Source organism: Aeromonas sp. TECH754, assembly GCF_056279295.1.
In genome coordinates, this window is sequence record NZ_JBWBRA010000001.1 from 2,811,754 (window position 1) to 2,831,874 (window position 20,121).

Below are 20,121 nucleotides of genomic sequence, written 5' to 3' on the forward strand. Positions count from 1 at the left end.
CGATAAAAGGGGGCCGTGGCCCCCTATTTTGTCTATTGCTCGGCTTACAGAGTCCGTTGGATGACCACGGTCTCGTAAACTTCAATCTGGTCGCCTTCGCGTACGTCATTGTAGTTCTTGACCGCGATACCACACTCGTAACCGTTGCGGACCTCGTTGACGTCATCCTTGAAGCGGCGCAGGGATTCCAGCTCGCCTTCATAGATAACCACGTTGTCACGCAGAACACGGATACGGTTGGAGCGCTTGACCACACCTTCGGTAACCATACAGCCGGCAACGGCGCCGAACTTCGGTGACTTGAAGACGCTACGCACTTCAGCCAGACCGATGATCTCCTGACGATACTCAGGAGCCAGCTTGCCGCTCATGGCCTGCTTCACTTCGTCGATCAGGTCATAGATGACGGAGTAGTAACGCAGATCCAGGCTCTCGGACTCGATGACCTTGCGCGCAGAAGCGTCGGCACGGACGTTGAAGCCTACCAGGATGGCGCTGGAGGCGGCAGCCAGAGTGGCGTCGGTTTCGGTGATACCACCGACACCGGAGCCAACGATCTTGACCTTGACCTCGTCGGTAGAGAGTTGCACCAGCGCATCGCAGATGGCTTGCACGGAACCCTGTACGTCGGCCTTGATCACCACGTTCACTTCGGACACTTCGCCCTCGGTCATGTTGGCGAACATGTTTTCCAGCTTGGCCTTCTGCTGGCGAGCCAGCTTGACGTCGCGGAACTTGCCTTGACGATAGAGTGCCACTTCACGGGCCTTCTTCTCGTCACGTACAACAGTGGCTTCGTCACCGGCAGACGGCACCCCGGACAGACCCAGGATTTCGACCGGCAGAGACGGACCCGCTTCCTTGATCTCGCGACCCAGTTCATCACGCATGGCGCGGACACGACCGTATTCCAGACCACAGAGGACGATGTCGCCCTGGCGCAGAGTACCTTCTTGTACCAGCACGGTGGCAACCGGACCACGTCCCTTGTCCAGGAAGGATTCGATCACGACGCCGTTGGCCATGCCATCGACAACCGCTTTCAGCTCCAGTACTTCGGACTGGATCAGGATGGCTTCCAGCAGATCGTCGATGCCTTCGCCAGACTTGGCGGAGACATGCACGAACTGGCTATCGCCACCCCAGTCTTCGGACATGACGTTGTAACGGGCCAGCTCGGTCTTGACGCGATCCGGATCCGCTTCGGGCTTGTCGATCTTGTTGACCGCAACCACGATGGGCACTTCAGCCGCCTTGGCGTGCTGGATGGCTTCGATGGTCTGCGGCATGACGCCGTCATCGGCAGCAACAACCAGTACCACGATATCGGTCGACTTGGCACCACGAGCACGCATGGAGGTAAAGGCCGCGTGACCCGGGGTATCCAGGAAGGTGATCATGCCGCTTTCGGTTTCGACGTGATAGGCACCGATGTGCTGGGTAATGCCACCGGCTTCGCCCGCGGCAACCTTGGCTTTGCGGATGTAATCCAGCAGCGAGGTCTTGCCGTGGTCGACGTGGCCCATGATGGTCACGACCGGGGCACGCGGCTTGGCTTCGGAGGTCTCGTCACGATCGGACAGTACCGCCTCTTCCAGCTCGTTCTCACGGCGCAGCAACACCTTGTGACCCATCTCCTCGGCGACCAGCTGAGCGGTCTCCTGGTCGATCACCTGGTTGATGGTGGCCATGGCACCCATCTTCATCATCACCTTGATGACTTCGACGCCCTTGACTGCCATCTTGTTGGCCAGCTCGGCCACGGTGATGGTCTCGCCGATCACCACGTCACGGTTAACCACGGCAGCCGGCTTGTTGAAGCCGTGCTTCATGGCGTTCGGAGTGGCCATCTTGCCGCGCTTGCCCTTGCGAGCACGGGGATTGCGAGAGTCCTTGTCGTCCTCACGGCGACCCGGCTTCTTCGGGCTGCTCTTCGCTGCGGCCGCAGTACGACGGCTGGTCTCTTCCTTACGATCCAACTCATCTTCAGCCGCTTGCGCGTGCTTGTTGGTGGTCAGATGGTAATCGCTGCTCTCTTTGGCGCGAGCGGCCTCTTCTTCGGCCCAGCGAGGACCATTTTGTTCCGCCATGACGCGAGCCTCTTCGGCTTTCTTCGCGGCGAGTTCTTCAGCCTTGGTCAAGGCTGTTTGTTCTTGTTGGCGCTTCAGTTCTTCTGCTTCGCGCTTGGCCATCTTTTCTGCCTCTTGCTGAGCTGTGCTAGCGGCTACTTTGGCGGGCTGTGGAGCCTGTCGAGCCTTTGATTGTGCCTCGATCCGCGCCTTTTCCTCAGCTTCACGACGAGCCTGCTCAGCCTCACGGCGAGCCTTCTCTTCAGCATCGAGACGGGCCTTGTTTTCGGCCTCGTGACGAGCTTTTTCTTCTGCTTCCAAACGCGCTGTTTCCTCGGCTTCCGCCTGACGCTGTTCATCTTCCAGCGCCGAGCGTTTTACATAGGTGCGAGTCTTGCGCACTTCAACCTGCACTTCTTTGTTCTTGCCGCCGGTACCCTGAACACTGATGGTGCTCTTGGTCTTGCGCTGCAACGTCATGCGGGCAGGTGCGGTGCTCTCGTCACCTCCATGCTGTTTTTTCAAGTGCGCCAGCAGAGTCTGTTTTTCAGACTCGCTGACCAGGTCGTCGGCCTTGCTCTTGCTGATACCGGCATCGACAAACTGCTGGAGAAGACGATCAACCGGCGTGTCGATGTCAGTGGCAAGTTGTTTGACTGATACTTCTGCCATTCATTTTCCTCCGTTTGATCTTAACTAGACTGCTCTTCTCCGAACCAACAGATATTGCGAGCAGCCATAATCAGCTCACCGGCTTTCTCAGCGGTCAGCTCTTCAATCTCGGCAAGGTCATCGATACCTTGCTCTGCCAAATCTTCCAGGGTGCCGATACCGCGAGCGGCCAGGGCATACGCCATGTCGCGGCCGAGGCCGGCCAGATTGAGCAGGTCTTCGGAAGGTTCAACACCTTCGAAGGATTCTTCTTTGGCCAGGGCCTTGGTGGTCAAGACGTCCTTGGCACGCTTGCGCAGCTCTTCCACCATGTCTTCGTCCAGACCGTCGATGGCCAGCAGCTCATTGACAGGCACGAAGGCAATTTCTTCCAGAGTGGAGAAACCTTCTTCCATCAGCAGGCTGGCGAAATCGTCGTCGATGTCGAGGGCGCTGGTGAACAGGGTCAGGATGCGATCGTTCTCGGCCTGGTGCTTGGCACGCATGTCCTCGACGGTCATGACGTTCAGCTCCCAACCGGTCAGCTGGGAAGCCAGACGCACGTTCTGACCGTTGCGACCGATGGCCTGGGCCAGGTTGGCGGCTTCCACGGCGATGTCCATGGTATGGTTGTCTTCATCGACGATGATGGAGGCCACATCGGCCGGCGCCATGGCGTTGATCACGTATTGAGCCGGGTTGTCATCGTACAGGACGATGTCGGCTCGCTCACCGCTCAGCTCGGCGGAGACCGCTTGTACGCGGGCACCACGCATGCCGATACAAGCACCGATCGGGTCGATACGACGATCGTTGGTCTTGACCGCAATCTTGGCGCGGGAACCCGGGTCACGGGCAGCGCCCATGATTTCGATCATCTCTTCGCCGATTTCCGGCACTTCGATGCGGAACAGCTCTTTGAGGAAGTCAGGGCTGGAGCGGCTGACGAACAGCTGGGAGCCACGGGCTTCCGGACGCACAGCATAGAGCAGACCACGGATGCGGTCGCCCGGACGGAAGGTCTCGCGCGGCAGCATATCGTCACGGAAGATCACGGCCTCGGCATTGCTGCCCAAATCCAGGATCACGTTGTCACGGTTGCTCTTCTTGACCACGCCACTGATGATGGTGCCTTCCTTGTCCTTGAACTGGTCAACGACTTGGGAGCGCTCGGCTTCGCGCACTTTCTGCACGATAACCTGCTTGGCGGTCTGGGTGGTGATGCGGTCGAAGGTGACAGAGTCAATCTGGTCTTCAACATAGTCACCCACCTGGATTTCGGGGTCATCGATCTGGGCCGCTTCGAGGGTGATTTCACCGTAAGCGTTCTCCATGGAGGCCTGGTCGGCTACCACTACCCAGCGGCGATAAGTGTCGTAGTCACCGGTCTTGCGATCGATCTCGACGCGAACTTCAATCTCGCCTTCGTATTTTTTCTTGGTCGCAGTCGCCAGCGCAGTCTCCAGAGCCTGGAAAATCTTCTCGCGGGGAACAGCTTTCTCGTTGGACACGGCGTCAACGACCAGCAAAATCTCTTTATTCATATCCGATAGCCTCGTTAACCAAAGTTCGGCACTATGTTCGCTTTTTGGATATTGGTGAAAGCCAACACCTCGTCCTTACCATCTACCGTCAGGGTGACCATGTCGCCCTGCACGGCTTTGATTACGCCTTTGAACTTGCGGCGGTTATTTGTGGCCATCCGAAGCGAAACCGCCGCCTCTTGGCCAACGTATTTTTCGAACTGGGCAACTTTGAACAGGGGACGATCCAGGCCGGGCGAAGAAACTTCCAGGAAGTACTCTTCGGTGATGGGATCTTCAACGTCCATGATGGCGCCAACCTGGCGGCTCACCTCGGCACAGTCTTCCACCGTCACGCCTTGTTCTGCATCGATAAAGACACGCAAGGTCGAGTGTCTACCCGCACGGATAAACTCGACACCCCAAAGTTCAAAACCCAAGGCAACGACCGGAGCCTCGAGCAGATCGGTCAAACGTTGTTCCAACGTAGCCAAAGTCACCCTCCGAAAAACAAAAAAAGGGCATATAGCCCAGATAGAGATCGATTCAGAATAAATCGCACATAACAAAAAGCCCCGATGTCAAATCGGGGCTTGGCGCTTTACCCTGATTGTCGCCTCGCAGCGACCGCCTTCCTGAGCGTAGGAAATGCGTGAAATTTGGTTGCGGGGGCCGGATTTGAACCGACGACCTTCGGGTTATGAGCCCGACGAGCTACCATGCTGCTCCACCCCGCGTCCGAAATCGTGCGAGATTATAGCCACTTCACTCTCGTCACACAAGACTGACTGGCTATAATATACCCGGTTACCCAGGCTCACTACTTAATTGGTGCCGTGGGCGGGACTCGAACCCGCACACCCTAGAGCACTACCCCCTCAAGATAGCGTGTCTACCAATTCCACCACCACGGCAAAAACTCTTTATTCGGGAACGTCAGTATCTTTCTTCACTGGCGCTTTGGTCTGCTCAACTTGTTGAGTCTGTTGCAGATTTTCCCATTCACTACCCTGTTTTACCTTGTTGCTTGACATCGAACCAAGCAGCAAGCTAATCAAAAAGAACAGAGTAGCCAAAATTGCAGTTGTGCGGGTCAGGAAACTGCCTGAACCACCGGAGCCGAATACGGTATTCGATGCCCCTGCGCCGAAGGAGGCGCCCATATCAGCCCCTTTACCTTGCTGAATCATCACCAGACCGATCAGAGCCAGTGATACCAACAGATAAACGACTAAAAGAATTTCGTACATTTAACTTGCACCCTTTGCCGCTTCAACGATTCCTAAAAACGCCTTGTCATCGAGACTCGCACCGCCGATCAGACCGCCATCAATGTCGGGCTGGGCAAACAAATCTCGTGCATTGGCCGGCGTCACGCTCCCACCATAGATGATTCTGACTTTCTCACCTATTACCGGAGTATCCTCCGCCAAGCGACCGCGAATAAAGGAATGAACCTCTTGTGCCTGCTCGGGTGTGGCGCATTTACCTGTGCCTACAGCCCAAATCGGCTCGTAGGCGATGATAGCATTATCGAAAGCCATCGCGCCATTTTTCTCTATGACGATATCCAGCTCTTCGGCGATCACCTCGAAGGTTCTTCTCGCCTGCCTCGCTGCACCTGACTCCCCCAAACAGAGAATGGGGATCAAGCCTGCCGCTCTGGCTGTCGCAAACTTCTCTGCGACGATGAAACTGGTCTCTCCAAAGAGACGCCTGCGCTCGGAGTGCCCTACCAATACGTAACGACACCCTGCCTCAACCAACATCTGACACGAGACTTCACCCGTGAAAGCGCCAGATTGGTGCTGACTCACATTCTGAGCCCCCAACTTCATCACCCTCTGCTCATGGAGCAGCGAAGCGGTGAAATCGAGATGCACATGGGAAGGACACAAAACCACATCTACTTGCTCATCAATGCCTTGAAGGCACTGGCCAGTAAACTGTTCTAACTGCGACCTACTACCGTGTAACTTCCAGTTGGCTGCTACAAACGGCTTGCGATGTCCCATCGGCAACTCCCTTGCGAAAGCGGGCTGATAATATCCAGAGGATGCTCAGCTGACAAGTGCTATTTTTGAATTTTCGAATCGTTTGAACAAGATACAACCAAGGCGACTAGAAAGTCGCCTTGGTTGCTCATTAAAACGCCGACTCGACCTGTTTGGCGATGCGATTCGCCATGTCCATCACTTGCTGTTCGTGCTCCCCCTCCACCATCACCCGGATCAGGGGTTCAGTGCCGGATTTGCGCAGCAAGACGCGGCCACGACCACCCAGCTCCTGCTCCACCTTGCTAACCTCGGCGAGCACGGCTGGCGAGGTCAACGGATCCTTGCCTTCGGCAAAGCGCACGTTCACCAGCACCTGCGGGAACTTAGTTATGCCGGAGCGCAGCTTGGCCAACGGCATCTCGGCGGTGCACACCGCCGTCAGCACCTGCAGAGCGGCAACGATGCCATCTCCGGTGGTGGTCTGATCCAGACAGATGATGTGACCGGAGTTTTCCCCGCCGATACGCCAACCCTTCTCGTTCATCATTTCCAGCACGTAGCGGTCACCCACCTTGGCGCGGGCGAAGGGGATGCCGAGAGTCTGCAGTGCCAGCTCCAGGCCCATGTTGGCCATCAGGGTGCCGACCACACCGCCCTTGAGGCGGCCGTTGCGCAGCGCATCGCGGGCGATGATGTAGAGGATCTCGTCACCGTCGATGATGTAGCCGGTGCTGTCCACCATCACCAGGCGATCGCCGTCGCCGTCGAAGGCGACGCCGAGATCGGCCTTGCACTCCAGCACCTTGGCGGCCAACCCCTCGGGAGCAGTCGAGCCCACACCATCGTTGATGTTGAGACCATCCGGGCTGCAGCCGATGGCGATCACCTCGGCCCCCAGCTCACGGAACACAGAGGGGGCGATGTGATAGGTGGCGCCATGGCCACAATCCACCACCATCTTCAGCCCTTCCAGGCTCAGGTGGCTGGGGAAGGTACTCTTGCAGAACTCGATGTAACGGCCTGCAGCATCGTCAATACGCACCGCCTTGCCGAGCTCGGCCGATTCGACACACTTGAGCTCATGATCCAGCTCGGCTTCGATGGCCAGCTCAACGTCGTCGGGCAGCTTGGTGCCGTCGGCGGAGAAAAATTTGATGCCGTTATCGTAGAAAGGGTTGTGAGAGGCGCTGATGACGATACCCGCCTCGGCACGGAAGGTGCGAGTGAGGTAAGCCACTGCCGGCGTGGGCATGGGGCCCATCAAGATGGCCTTGAGGCCAGCGGCGGAGAGGCCCGCCTCCAACGCCGATTCCAGCATGTAGCCGGAGATGCGGGTGTCCTTGCCGATCAGCACTTTCTTGGTGCCCTTCTTGGAGAGCACCTTGCCGGCGGCCCAGCCCAACTTCATCACGAAGTCAGGAGTGATCGGGTATTCACCCACCTTGCCGCGCACACCGTCTGTGCCGAAGTACTTTCTGGTCATTGTCTGTTCTCGTTATTTTATCTGGATACGAAATCTTGTCCCGTCATGGTCATCCAGCCCACGCGCAGAACATCCATGGTGGCGCGCACGTCGTGCACCCGGATGATCCTAGCGCCATGTTGCAACCCGATCAGGGAGCAGGCCAGACTGCCGGCCAATCGCTCATCAACCGAGCGACCGAGCAGATTGCCTATCATAGACTTTCGCGACATTCCCACCAAGAGCGGCAGACCGTAATCGAGCAACTTCCGCTGCTCCGCCAGCAGCTGATAGTTATGCGCGACCGTCTTACCAAAGCCGTAACCCGGGTCCAGCAACAAATGTGGACGCGGGATCCCCGCCGCCAGGCAGGCCGCGATCCGTTCATCGAAGAAGGCTCTCACCTCCCCCAGCAGATCGTCATAATGGGGCTCTGCCTGCATGGTTCTTGGCTGACCTTGCATATGCATCAGGCACACGGGTACCTCGGCCTCGGCCGCAGCAGCCAGCGCACCGGGCTCCAGCAGGGAGCGCACGTCATTGATGAGATGGGCGCCCGCGGCGCAACCGTCCCGCATCACGGCAGCCTTGGAGGTATCGAGAGAGATCATCACATCCAGCTCCCGTACCATCCGCTCGACCACGGGGATCACCCGGTCCAGCTCTTCCTGCACGCTCACATCGGGCGCACCGGGGCGAGTCGATTCGCCGCCGATGTCGATGAGGGTGGCTCCCTCGGCGACCATCTGGCGAGCGTGGGTCATCGCCCGCTCAAGCTGGTTGAAATGGCCACCATCGGAGAAGGAGTCCGGCGTCACGTTGAGGATCCCCATGACGTGAGGACGTTCGAGGGAGAGGCTGCGCCCCTTGCTGTTGAGTTGCATCTTCACTGCTACCTGTATGAAAACCTGCGCTTTTGCATAAAGAAAAACCCCGGGCAAGCCCGGGGTTTGGTCATGGCAACTTATTTGGCCGGGACATCGTTGGCCTTGTCGATGTCGCTGCGCGGTGCGCTGTTGTCATCGGCCTTGGCCTGAGTCTTGGCTTCTGGTTCGGTGGTCACGGTAGAACCACCTTGCGGGGTATCGCCGTGCTCATCATGCCAGTTGCTGGGAGCACGGACTTCACGACGGGCCATCAGATCGTCGATCTGCTTGGCGTCGATGGTCTCGTACTTCATCAGCGCATCTTTCATGGTGTGCAGCACGTCCATGTTGTCCAGCAGGATCTGCTTGGCACGGTCGTAGTTGCGATCGATGACCTGCTTGACCTCCGCATCGATGATGCGGGCGGTGTCGTCGGACATGTGCTTGGCCTTGGCCATGCTGCGACCGAGGAAGACTTCACCCTCTTCTTCGGCGTAGAGCATGGGCCCCAGACGCTCGGACATGCCCCACTGGGTGACCATCTTGCGGGCGATGTCGGTGGCGCGTTCGATGTCGTTGGAGGCACCGGTGGAGACCTTCTCCGCACCGTAGATCAGTTCTTCCGCCAGACGACCGCCGTACAGGCTGGAGATCATGGATTCCAGATGCTGCTTGGAGTGGCTCCAGCGATCCTGCTCAGGCAGGTACATGGTCACACCCAGCGCACGACCGCGCGGAATGATGGAGACCTTGTAGACGGGATCATGATCCGGTACCACACGACCGATGATGGCGTGACCCGCCTCATGGTAGGCCGTCATCTCTTTCTCGGACTCTTTCATCACCATGGAGCGACGTTCCGCACCCATCATGATCTTGTCCTTGGCCTTCTCGAACTCCAGCATGGAAACCACACGGCGGCTCTCACGGGCGGAGAAGAGGGCGGCTTCGTTGACCAGGTTGGCGAGATCAGCACCGGAGAAACCGGGGGTACCGCGCGCAATCAGAGCCGCATTGACATCATCCGCCAACGGCACCTTGCGCATGTGCACCTTCAGGATCTGCTCACGACCGCGGACATCCGGCAGACCGACCACGACCTGACGGTCGAAACGGCCCGGACGCAGCAGGGCGGGATCCAGTACGTCGGGACGGTTGGTGGCGGCGATGACGATGACGCCCTCGTTGCCTTCGAAGCCATCCATCTCGACCAGCATCTGGTTCAGGGTCTGCTCACGCTCGTCGTGACCACCGCCGAGACCGGCGCCACGCTGGCGACCGACTGCATCGATTTCATCGATGAAGATGATGCAGGGGGAAGACTTCTTCGCCTGCTCGAACATGTCGCGCACCCGGGAGGCACCGACCCCCACGAACATCTCGACGAAATCGGAACCGGAGATGGTGAAGAAAGGCACCTTGGCTTCGCCCGCAATGGCCTTGGCCAGCAGGGTCTTACCGGTACCGGGCGGACCGACCAGCAGTACGCCGGTGGGGATCTTGCCACCCAGTTTCTGGAATTTGGTCGGGTCGCGCAGATAGTCGACCAGCTCCTTGACCTCTTCCTTGGCCTCGTCACAACCTGCCACGTCGACGAAAGTGGTCTTGATCTGATCTTCACTCATCAGGCGAGCCTTGCTCTTGCCAAACGACATGGCACCCTTGCCACCGCCGCCCTGCATCTGACGCATGAAGAAGACCCAGACACCGATCAGCAACAGCATCGGGAACCAGGAAATGAAGATGGACGTGATCAGCGACGGCTCTTCCGGCTTCTCACCCATGACTTTCACGTTATGGTTGAGCATGTCGTTGAGCAGCTGGGGATCCGGCGCCGGGATAATGGTGGTGAAACGCTCACCGGTACGCTTGACGCCATTAATGACCTTGCCATCCATCCGCACTTCGCGGATCTGCTCTTGGGTCACTTCTTTCACGAAGCTGGAATAGTCCAGCTGGCGACTGGTGGTATCGCTGGGGCTGAAGCTGTTGAACACCGACATCAACACGACGGCGATGACCAGCCACAGGATTAGGTTTTTCGCCATGTCACTCAAATCAATGACCTCGCAGACTGACAGTTAACGATGAGGGTTAGGGTACTACAGTTTAAAACCGGTAGCCACAATGTAGACTTCTCGTGAACGGGCACGGGAGGAGTCTGGTTTACGAATCTTGACGGCAGAGAAAAGCTTCCGAATTTCATTGAGATAAGCATCGAAACCCTCTCCCTGGAACACCTTGACCACGAAGCTGCCGTTCGTGCGCAAGACCTGATTGCACATGTCCAGCGCCAGCTCGATCAGGTACATGGAACGCGCCTGATCCACCTGCGGGGTACCGCTCATGTTGGGCGCCATGTCGGACATGACGACATCAACCTTGTCCGGACCGACTCGCTCGAGCAAGGCAGCAAGGACAGTTTCCTCCCGAAAGTCCCCTTGCAGGAAATCGACACCGGCGATGGAATCCATCGGCAGAATATCGCACGCAATCACTCGCCCGTTGTCACCCACCTGATTGATGGCAAACTGGGACCAGCCACCGGGTGCCGCCCCCAGATCCACCACCGTCATGCCCGGTTTGAGCAATTTGTCCTTGCCCTGGATCTCGTCGATCTTGAACACGGCGCGGGAACGCAGTCCCAACTTCTGGGCTTTTTTGACGTAATGATCGTCAAAATGTTCTTTTAACCAGCGGGTTGAACTGGGGGAATGCTTTTTCTGGGTCATGATTGTCGACTTTAAAAAACCACAAGGGTTATTAGTATTAAGGGCTAAGTGGGGGTAGAATACGCCCCTTTCAACCCTGACTTATGAAGAAATTGCCATGATTCTCAACAATAAACAGAAACAGTACCTCAAGGGCCTTGCCCACAGCCTGAAGCCGGTTGTCCTGCTGGGACAGCACGGTCTGACTGAAGGGGTGCTGGCCGAGATCGATCTGGCGCTGAACCACCACGAGCTGATCAAGGTTAAGGTGTCGTCTGAAGATCGTGAGATGAAACAGCTGGTGATGGATGCCATCGTCCGTGAGACCGGCGCCATCAAGGTACAGAGCATGGGCCACGTGCTGACCATCTACCGTCAGGCCAGCGAACCCAAAATCCAATTACCGCGCAAGTAACAGGAAAGAGCATTCGCTCTTTCCTTCATTTCTCTTCTTCCCAAGTCGCTTGCCAAAATAGTCGTCAGGCCCTTAACCTGCGATGAATACTTGCGGACATCCACGATGGACAAGCATCAAATTCTCACCGAAGAAGAGCTGGCCATGCTGCGGGACTTGGGAGGTGCCGAGGAAATGGCTGCCAGCCAATTCCTGCGCGGTTATCTGAACCTTCCCCTGCTCAGCCTGCTGCAACGGGCCGAACCCCTGATACTCGAGGCCCGCATCGCCGGCCATCAGCTGCGTTTCCCGCTCTCTTGCACCGGTACCGCGGAGGGCCACGCCGAGCTGCGTATCGCCGCCCCCACCATCACCGAACTCGGCCATCCGCGCCTGCGCGCCTGGCGGCTCGATGAGAAAGCCAGCCTGAAGACGGCGGACGCCGACTATGAGGTGCACAGCCTGTCGCTGGGCGGTCTCATCGTAGAAGGCCTGCCACCAGCCCTGGCCAAGGGCGATCCACTGAGCGGAACCCTGTGCATCGAGGGGCTGCCCCCCTTGCCGCTGACCGGCACCCTGATCAGGCGCATCCGCTCACGCAAGCAGCAACATGACTGGGCCCTGCAGTTTCAATTAGGGGCAACGGAGCGGGAGCTGTTCCGTGACTGGCTGTTCCAGCGTCATCAGGACGCCTTCATTCAGGAATATCAATCGGACTAAATGCAACAGGGGAGCCGGGCTCCCCTGTCTCGTCAGTCAGTTCCCATCCATCAGAGATAGGCGACTTCCAGGATCTCGTACTCCACATCCCCACCCGGCGTCTTGACGATGGCGACATCGTCCACTTCCTTGCCGATCAGGGCGCGGGCGATGGGGGAATTCACGGAGATCATGTTCTGTTTGATGTCTGCCTCGTCGTCACCCACGATGCGGTACACCACTTCTTCTTCCGTCTCGCTTTTCAGCAGGGTCACGGTCGCACCGAAGATGACCCGACCGTTGTTGGTTATCTTGGTGATGTCGATCACCTGGGCATTGGAGAGCTTGCTCTCAATTTCCTGGATGCGGCCTTCACAGAAGCCCTGCTGCTCGCGGGCGGCATGATATTCGGCGTTTTCTTTCAGATCACCATGTTCACGGGCATCAGCAATCGCTTCGATAATCTGGGGACGCAGCTCGCTCTTCAGATAGTCGAGCTCTTGGCGCAGCTTTTCGGCGCCGCGAACAGTCATCGGAGTATGATTCATAGTCGAAACCTGGGTTGCTTTATAAAGAGAAGCTGCGGCAATCAGGGAGAGCCGCAGCTATCGGTTCGGATGGCGCATCTTAATATGAAGCCGCCACAAAATCCATGTCAGCCCCTGCGAGCGGGATCGCGCTTCCTGCCGAAAGCTACCGCGGCTCGACCAGACCGATCGGGGCCGCGACCGTCGGTTTGCCCTGCATGATGGCAATCTCCACCCGTCGGTTCATGCGTCTGTTCTCCGGGCTGTTGTTCGGCACCAGCGGCAGGGAATCCGCCATGCCCTGCACCACCAGCCGGCTGCCGTCGAAGCCGGGCACCTTGATCATCTGGTGGGCCACCGCCACCGCTCGCTGGGATGACAACTCCCAGTTGGACTGGAACAACTCGTCTTCGGGAGCAGCATCGTCGGTGTGACCGGAGACGGTGATCTCTCCCGGCACGTCTTTTAACAGCGCCGCCACCTTGCGGATCACCGGCCAGAACTGGGGTTGCAGGAAGGCAGAGCCTGCCGGAAACGCTGCTTTTTCTCGAATACGGATGATGATCTGCTGCCCCAGCGCCTCTATCTCCAGGGTCCCGTCCTGGATCTGGGCTCGCATCTGCTCGGCCAGCGCCCTGGCCAGGGCGCTGGGCTGCGCCTGCTGGATGGGCGGCACACTCTCACCGCCGCTCAGCTTGCCATCCGGCTGCTCCTTTCCGCCGATCTGATCGGCGTCACCGGACTGAAAATCCAGCTCGGTCTCGGTCAGCTCGACGGTCTGCTGCATGATGGTATCGATGGGCGTTGGCTCCGGCCGGCCCGGCCTGAACTCCTGGGCAATGACCGAGGTCCCCTTGGGAATGTCTTTGACCTCCAGGATGTGCTGCACCCCGAACGCCTTCTCCATGGATCCCGCAATCTGCTTGAACTTCTGCACGTCCATCTCGGCAAAGGAGAGCAGCAGCACGAAGAAGCACATCAGCAGCGACATCAGGTCGGCGAAGGTACCCATGTAGCTCGGCAGGCCGGGAGGCGGACACTTGCACTTTGACATGGGGCCTCCTATTCCAGCCCGTTATTGCGCTTGGACTGATGCAGATAGTTCTGCAACATGGCCTGGATCACGCGGGGGTTCTGGCCGTCCTGGATGCCCATGATGGCGTCCAGCACCAGGGTTCGGCAGAGCCGCTCCTCGCCGCTGCGCAGCTCCAGCTTGTCGGCAATGGGGATGGCAATCATGTTCGCCTGGATGGCGCCATAGAGGGTGGTCAGCAGGGCCACCGCCATGGCAGGGCCGATGGACTTGGGATCGCTCATGTTGGCCAGCATGGCCACCAACCCCACCAGGGTCCCTATCATGCCCATGGCCGGGCCGAGATCGCCGAGGGAACGGAACACCTTGATGGCGATGACATGGCGCTCCGAGGTCAGCTCTATGTCCTTCTCCAGCACGCCCCGCACCACGTCGGCGTCATGGCCATCCACCAGCATGTCGATCCCCTTCTTCATGAAGGGGTTGGGGATCTCCGCCGCCTCCAGGGCCAGAAAGCCGCCCTTGCGCGCCGCATCGGCCAGCTCAACCGCCTTGGCAATCAGGTCATCGAGCTTGTCGCCCTTGTACATGAAGGCCTTGCCCGCCACCTTGAACGCCATCAGGAACTGACTCATGTTGAACTTCATCATGCAGATGAACAGGGAGCCCAAGATGGTGATATAGACCGACGGCATATCCACATACATGGTCACCGGACCGCCCAACAACATGCCGTAAATGACGACACCAAAGCCCAGTACTATGCCTATCAGACTGCCTAAATCCACAACCTTACTCCTGTCACCGAACTTGCCATCTATTTATACTTTGTTGAATTTTCTGTTATTGCGCCTCGGGCAGCAAGCCCGACACGCGGCAATGGCCGGTGGGCAATACCTGGATGCCAGCCGGCTCTTATCGGCCGCCGCCGCGATTGTTTGAGCGCCGCGCGTTTTTCTGCCTCCCCCCTGTGGCCGGTCGATGTTAAGATGAGCCGTTTTTTTCAATCCCCGAGGATGGACATGGCCAGTAAAAAGATCGACCGTCTGAGTTTTGATGCCACCCTGGAAGAGCTGGAAACCATAGTGCATCAGCTCGAACAGGGCTCGCTCCCCCTCGAGGAGGCACTCAAACAGTTCGAACAAGGCATCCACCTGGTGCGCGCCGGCCAGCAGAAGCTGGAGCAGGCCGAGCAGAAGATCCAGATCCTGTTGACCCAGGCAGATGGTACTGAACAGGCGGTTCCCTTTCGGGCAGAGCAAGGAGAGGAGTGAGTGACGCTGGACGATTTTTCCCGCCTGCACCGGCGCCGTATCGACGACTGCCTCTCGGCACAACTTGACACCTTGCCCGCCCTGGCCCCTCGCCTGCGGGATGCCATGCGCTATGGCCTGTTGCTCGGTGGCAAACGGGTGCGCCCTTTCCTGGTCTATGCCGTCGGCGAGATGCTGGGTGTCCCGAGCGAACGGCTCGACGGACCGGCGGCGGCGGTTGAGTGCATTCACGCCTACTCCTTGCTGCACGACGATCTGCCCGCCATGGACAACGACGACTTGCGTCGCGGTCAGCCGACCGTGCACAAGGCCTTCGATGAAGGCACTGCCATCCTCGCCGGTGATGCCCTGCAGACCCTGGCGTTTTCGATCCTGGCCGACCATCCCCTCCCCCGGGAACTGATGGCCAACCGGGTCAAGATGCTGAGCACCCTGGCCCGCGCCTCGGGATATCTGGGTATGTGCGGCGGTCAGGCGCTGGATCTGGAGGCCGAGAGCCGCCAGATCAGCCTCGCCGAGCTGGAACAGGTGCATCGCCACAAGACCGGCGCGTTGATCGAATGCGCCGTTACCCTGGGTGCCCTGTGCAAGGCCGATGTGGAGTCCGACACCCTGGCTGCCCTGCAAACCTATGCCGCCGCCATCGGCCTGGCCTTCCAGGTGCAGGATGACATCCTCGATATCACCGGCGATACCGAGACCCTCGGCAAGCCGCAAGGCTCGGATTTGGCGCAGCAAAAGAGTACCTATCCGGCCCTGCTCGGACTCGACAATGCCCGTGAGCTGGCTCGCGAACTGCATGACAAGGCCTTAACAGCCCTGCAATCCTTGCCCTACAATACCGACATTCTGGAAGCGTTTGCCGATTACATCATCGAGCGAACCCACTAAACGCTGGATAACAGTAACAATATGAGCGTTGATATAAGCAATTTCCCCAACCTGGCCCTCGCGGATACGCCGGTCGAGTTGCGATCCCTGCCCAAAGAGCGGCTGCCCGTGCTGTGCAACGAGCTGCGCGAGTATCTGCTGCACTCGGTGAGCCGCTCCAGCGGCCACTTCGCCTCGGGTCTTGGCACCGTCGAACTGACGGTTGCGTTGCACTACGTCTACAACACCCCCTTCGATCGGCTGGTGTGGGACGTGGGTCATCAGGCCTATCCCCACAAGATCCTGACCGGTCGGCGCGAGCGCATTCACACCATTCGCCAGAAAGACGGTCTGCACCCCTTCCCCTGGCGCGACGAGAGTGAATATGACGTGCTCAGCGTCGGTCACTCCAGCACCTCCATCGGCGCCGCGCTCGGCATGGCGGTCGCCGCCGAGAGCGAGGGGCTGGGCCGCAAGGTCGTCGCCGTGATAGGTGACGGTGCCATCACCGCCGGCATGGCGTTCGAGGCCCTCAACCACGCCGGCGATGTCCACAAGGACATGCTGGTGGTGCTCAATGACAACGAGATGTCCATCTCCGAGAATGTCGGGGCGCTGAACAACCACCTGGCCAGGCTGATGTCCGGCAAGCTCTACACCACCATCCGCGAAGGCGGCAAGAAGGTGCTGGCGGGCGTGCCGCCGGTCAAGGAGCTGGCCAAGCGGGCGGAGGAGCACCTCAAGGGCATGGTGGTGCCCGGCACCCTGTTCGAGGAGTTCGGCTTCAACTACATAGGTCCCATCGACGGCCACGATATCCATGCACTGGTCGAGACCCTGCGCAACATGCGCAACCTCAAGGGTCCCCAGCTACTGCACGTCAAGACCAAGAAGGGCAAGGGCTACGAACCGGCGGAGAAAGACCCCATCGGTTATCACGCCGTGCCCAAGTTCAACCCGGATGATTGCATCCTGCCCAAGAGCAGCGGCGGCAAGCCGACCTTCTCCGCCATCTTCGGCCAGTGGTTGTGCGACATGGCGGCCAAAGATGAGCGGCTGGCCGGCATCACCCCTGCCATGCGTGAAGGCTCGGGGCTGGTCAAGTTCAGCCAGCAATATCCGGAGCGCTACTTCGACGTGGCCATCGCCGAGCAGCATGCGGTCACCTTCGCCGCCGGCCTCGCCATCGCTGACAAGAAACCCGTGGTCGCCATCTATTCCAGCTTCCTGCAGCGGGCCTATGACCAGCTGATCCACGACGTGGCACTGCAACAACTGCCGGTGCTGTTTGCCATCGATCGCGCCGGTCTGGTGGGGGCCGACGGCCCCACCCACCAGGGTGCATTCGACATCAGCTTCCTGCGCACCGTGCCGAACATGGTGGTGATGACCCCGTCCGATGAGAACGAATGCCGCCAGATGCTCTACACCGGCTACCAGCACAACGGACCGGCGGCGGTGCGCTACCCTCGTGGCAATGGTTGCGGCACCGAGATCCAGACCGAGATGACCGCGCTGGCACTCGGCAAGGGTCGCGTCGTTCGCGAGGGCAAAGGCACCGCCATACTGGCGTTCGGCACCCTGCTGCACCTGGCCAAGGCCGCCGCCGAGGCGCTGGACGCCACCCTGGTGGACATGCGCTTCGTCAAGCCCATGGACGAGGCGCTGGTGCTGTCACTCGCCGCCACCCACTCCCAGTTCGTCACCATTGAAGACAACGCCATCATGGGCGGTGCCGGCTCTGCGGTGAACGAGCTGCTGATGCGCAGCAAGCAGTGCAAGCCAGTGCTGAACCTGGGCCTGCCGGATCGCTTCATCGAGCAAGGCACCCAGGAAGAGATCTACGCCATGCTGGGACTCGATGGCGCGGGTATCCTCGCCAGTATCGAGAGCTGGCTACGAGCCTGACGATAGATACTCACGAGCAATAAAAAAGGGCGCCTGATGGCGCCCTTTTTGTTATTCATGATCTCAAACCTGTTCACGAACTGTCGCGAGAAGGCCGTCAACAAGGTGAAGAGCAGCGCAGGAACCGGAGCGTATAGACATACATGAGGATTCCGAGCAGCGCATGAGCCTTGATCACGGCCTCGCAGTAAGTTCGTGGATAGGTTTCCATCAGCCCTTGTAGATCTTCGGGTTGAACACATCCTGCAACCAGTCACCCAGCAGGTTGATGACCAGCACCAGCACTACCAGACAGATACCGGGGAAGGCGGTGATCCACCAGGAGCCGGAGAAGATGTAGTTGAAGCCCACGCTGATGAGCGAGCCCAGCGACGGCTGATCCACCGGCATGCCGAGCCCCAGGAAGGAGAGCGCGGCCTCACTCATGATGGCATTCGCCACCTGCACGGTGGAGATAACCAGAATGGGCGACAGGCAGTTCGGCAATATGTGACGGAACATGATGCGCGGGGCACGGAACCCCATCATCTGCGCCGCTTCCACGTACTCCTTCTTCTTCTCCGCCAGCACCGAGGCACGCACGGTACGGGCGTACTGCGGCCACTCGGCGATGCCGATGATCACCACCAGCATCACGATGGCGAACTCGGAATAGAGCTCGGAGCCAAAGCTCGCCTGGAAGATGGCGGAGATGATGATCGCCACCATCATGGTGGAAAACGACAGCTGCACGTCGGCGAAGCGCATCAGCAAGTTGTCGATGCGGCCACCGAAGTAACCGGCAATCAGCCCGATAACGATGCCGAGGAACAGCTGCAGCGCCACCGCGAACAGACCTATGGTCAGCGAGATGCGGGCACCGTACAGAATGGTGCTCCAGATATCGCGGCCCTGGTTGTCGGTACCGAGCCAGAAGCGAGCCTCGCCCCCTTCCAGCCAGGAGGGCGGCAACTCGGCATCCATCAGATCGAAGCTGGTCAGGTCGTAGACGTTGTGCGGCGCCAGCCAGGGTGCCAGCAGCGCTGCCAGCACGAACACCACGAATACCATGAAGCTGAACATGGCTACCTTGTCCCGCAGGAAGTAGTAGACGATGTCAGAGTTCTTGAAACGAGCCCAACGACTTGGGCTTGCAGTCACAGCGTTAGTCATTGCTTACCCCTTGGCGGTCAAGTTGACGGTCGGGTTGATGAACCCGTAGAGCAGGTCGACCAGGGTATTGGTCACCACGAAGATAAGGCCGACGAAGATGACGTAGGCGGTGATCAGCGGGGTATCGACCCGGTGGATCGCCTCGAGGAACAGGAAACCGGTCCCCGGCCACTGGAACACGCTCTCGGTCAGAATGGTGTAGGCCACCATGGTGCCGATCTGCACGCCGCCGACGGTGATGACCGGCAGCATGGTGTTCTTCAGCGCATGGCTGTAGTAGACCTTGTTGTTGTCCAGCCCCTTGGCGCGGGCAAACTTGACGTACTCGGCGGAGAGCTGCTCCAGCATCTCGGAGCGCACCAGCCGGATGAACAGCGGCAGCATGATGGAGGAGAGCGAGACCGCGGGCAGGATCAGGTGCTTGATGCCATCCCAGGTGAAGAAGCCCGACTCCCAGCCCAGCAGGTTGTAAGTCTCGCCACGGCCATAGGCCGGCAGCCAGCCAAGCTGAATGGAGAACAGATACATCAGCATGATGGCCGTCAGGAACACCGGGATCGAGATGCCGATGCTGCTCACCGCCATGATGAACTTGGTCAGTATGCTGCGAGGCCTGATCGCCGAATAAACCCCCAGCGGAATGGAGACGACGACGATGATGACTGCGGCAGCAAACACCAGCTCAAGGGTAGCCACCAGCTTGTCGAGGATCACCTCGAGAGCGGGTCGCTTGAAGAAATAGGACGTGCCCAGATCTCCGTGTACCGCATTCTGCAAGAAGCGGCTGTATTTCACCAAGAAGGGATCGTTGAGGCCCATCTTTTCGCGTAATTCATGGCGCACGGACTCGGAGACGGATTGTCCCACCAGCTCGCGCAGCGGATCCCCCAGGTTGTCCTGGATGGAGAAGGCGACCAGGCTGATGACGAACATCACTATCACGGCCTGATAGAACCGTTTCAGCAGGAATGTAAACATGCTTGTC

General features: G+C 58.9%; 19 protein-coding genes and 2 tRNA genes. 5 read left to right on the plus strand and 16 right to left on the minus strand.

The window, feature by feature from the left end; genetic code table 11:
- Positions 1-44: 44 nt before the first annotated feature.
- The 11 genes from infB to rlmE all read right to left on the minus strand — a co-directional run bounded on the left by infB (position 45) and on the right by rlmE (position 11,300).
- The gene (gene infB / locus ACZ9IL_RS12635) at positions 45-2,741 is read right to left on the minus strand and encodes a translation initiation factor IF-2 (protein WP_476003823.1); all 2,697 of its coding nucleotides are present in this window, start codon (positions 2,739-2,741) and stop codon (positions 45-47) included.
- A gap of 20 nt (positions 2,742-2,761) precedes the next feature.
- Complete coding sequence (nusA, locus tag ACZ9IL_RS12640) at positions 2,762-4,264, minus strand: transcription termination factor NusA (protein WP_476003824.1); 1,503 nt, start codon at positions 4,262-4,264, stop codon at positions 2,762-2,764.
- Between the two features lie 14 nt (positions 4,265-4,278).
- Entirely contained in the window at positions 4,279-4,737 is a 459-nt protein-coding gene (rimP, locus tag ACZ9IL_RS12645) for a ribosome maturation factor RimP (RefSeq protein WP_042644116.1), read from the minus strand.
- Between the two features lie 166 nt (positions 4,738-4,903).
- Positions 4,904-4,980, minus strand: a tRNA-Met gene (locus ACZ9IL_RS12650).
- Between the two features lie 92 nt (positions 4,981-5,072).
- A tRNA-Leu gene (locus ACZ9IL_RS12655) sits at positions 5,073-5,157 on the minus strand.
- A gap of 9 nt (positions 5,158-5,166) precedes the next feature.
- On the minus strand, positions 5,167-5,493 hold the full coding sequence (secG, locus tag ACZ9IL_RS12660; protein WP_033131609.1) for a preprotein translocase subunit SecG: 327 nt from the start codon (positions 5,491-5,493) through the stop codon (positions 5,167-5,169).
- Positions 5,494-6,258, minus strand: a complete 765-nt coding sequence (tpiA, locus tag ACZ9IL_RS12665) for a triose-phosphate isomerase (RefSeq protein ID WP_476003825.1) — start codon at positions 6,256-6,258, stop codon at positions 5,494-5,496.
- A 130-nt stretch (positions 6,259-6,388) separates the two neighbouring features.
- Positions 6,389-7,723, minus strand: a complete 1,335-nt coding sequence (gene glmM, locus ACZ9IL_RS12670; protein ID WP_476003826.1) for a phosphoglucosamine mutase — start codon at positions 7,721-7,723, stop codon at positions 6,389-6,391.
- A 17-nt stretch (positions 7,724-7,740) separates the two neighbouring features.
- The gene (folP, locus tag ACZ9IL_RS12675; protein ID WP_476003827.1) at positions 7,741-8,586 is read right to left on the minus strand and encodes a dihydropteroate synthase; all 846 of its coding nucleotides are present in this window, start codon (positions 8,584-8,586) and stop codon (positions 7,741-7,743) included.
- An 80-nt stretch (positions 8,587-8,666) separates the two neighbouring features.
- On the minus strand, positions 8,667-10,625 hold the full coding sequence (gene ftsH / locus ACZ9IL_RS12680; RefSeq protein ID WP_476003828.1) for an ATP-dependent zinc metalloprotease FtsH: 1,959 nt from the start codon (positions 10,623-10,625) through the stop codon (positions 8,667-8,669).
- Between the two features lie 45 nt (positions 10,626-10,670).
- Positions 10,671-11,300: a 23S rRNA (uridine(2552)-2'-O)-methyltransferase RlmE gene (rlmE, locus tag ACZ9IL_RS12685; protein WP_476003829.1), complete on the minus strand. Its 630-nt coding sequence runs from the start codon at positions 11,298-11,300 to the stop codon at positions 10,671-10,673.
- 97 nt (positions 11,301-11,397) lie between these two features.
- On the opposite strand from rlmE, the gene yhbY reads away from it, so the two are divergent.
- Together yhbY and ACZ9IL_RS12695 are read left to right on the plus strand one after the other, a co-directional pair.
- Positions 11,398-11,694, plus strand: coding sequence for a ribosome assembly RNA-binding protein YhbY (yhbY, locus tag ACZ9IL_RS12690; RefSeq protein ID WP_033131603.1), 297 nt, complete (start codon positions 11,398-11,400; stop codon positions 11,692-11,694).
- Between the two features lie 105 nt (positions 11,695-11,799).
- Positions 11,800-12,393, plus strand: a complete 594-nt coding sequence (locus ACZ9IL_RS12695; RefSeq protein ID WP_476003830.1) for a PilZ domain-containing protein — start codon at positions 11,800-11,802, stop codon at positions 12,391-12,393.
- 50 nt (positions 12,394-12,443) lie between these two features.
- Here ACZ9IL_RS12695 and greA read toward each other — a convergent pair whose 3' ends face one another.
- The 3 genes from greA to pomA all read right to left on the minus strand — a co-directional run bounded on the left by greA (position 12,444) and on the right by pomA (position 14,720).
- The gene (gene greA, locus ACZ9IL_RS12700; protein ID WP_033131601.1) at positions 12,444-12,920 is read right to left on the minus strand and encodes a transcription elongation factor GreA; all 477 of its coding nucleotides are present in this window, start codon (positions 12,918-12,920) and stop codon (positions 12,444-12,446) included.
- Positions 12,921-13,065: 145 nt separating this feature from the next.
- Positions 13,066-13,953, minus strand: coding sequence for a flagellar motor protein MotB (locus tag ACZ9IL_RS12705; protein WP_476003831.1), 888 nt, complete (start codon positions 13,951-13,953; stop codon positions 13,066-13,068).
- An 8-nt stretch (positions 13,954-13,961) separates the two neighbouring features.
- The gene (pomA, locus tag ACZ9IL_RS12710; RefSeq protein ID WP_476003832.1) at positions 13,962-14,720 is read right to left on the minus strand and encodes a flagellar motor protein PomA; all 759 of its coding nucleotides are present in this window, start codon (positions 14,718-14,720) and stop codon (positions 13,962-13,964) included.
- Between the two features lie 234 nt (positions 14,721-14,954).
- Here pomA and xseB point away from each other — a divergent pair, with 234 nt between their 5' ends.
- Genes xseB through dxs form a run of 3 tightly spaced genes read left to right on the plus strand, consistent with a single transcriptional unit; the run spans position 14,955 to position 17,984 of the window.
- Positions 14,955-15,206 carry an exodeoxyribonuclease VII small subunit gene (gene xseB, locus ACZ9IL_RS12715; protein ID WP_476003833.1) on the plus strand — a complete coding sequence of 84 codons (252 nt, stop codon included), beginning with the start codon at positions 14,955-14,957 and terminating at the stop codon, positions 15,204-15,206.
- Positions 15,207-16,097 (plus strand): (2E,6E)-farnesyl diphosphate synthase, encoded by an 891-nt coding sequence (gene ispA, locus ACZ9IL_RS12720; RefSeq protein ID WP_476003834.1) that lies wholly within the window; start codon positions 15,207-15,209, stop codon positions 16,095-16,097. It abuts the gene before it with no gap.
- A 21-nt stretch (positions 16,098-16,118) separates the two neighbouring features.
- Entirely contained in the window at positions 16,119-17,984 is a 1,866-nt protein-coding gene (gene dxs / locus ACZ9IL_RS12725; protein ID WP_476003835.1) for a 1-deoxy-D-xylulose-5-phosphate synthase, read from the plus strand.
- A 210-nt stretch (positions 17,985-18,194) separates the two neighbouring features.
- Here the strand turns inward: dxs and ACZ9IL_RS12730 are convergent, their stop codons facing one another.
- Entirely contained in the window at positions 18,195-19,136 is a 942-nt protein-coding gene (locus ACZ9IL_RS12730) for an ABC transporter permease (RefSeq protein WP_476003836.1), read from the minus strand.
- Between the two features lie 3 nt (positions 19,137-19,139).
- A complete protein-coding gene (locus ACZ9IL_RS12735; RefSeq protein WP_476003837.1) occupies positions 19,140-20,114 on the minus strand; it encodes an ABC transporter permease in 975 nt (324 codons plus the stop codon).
- Positions 20,115-20,121 lie beyond the last annotated feature (7 nt).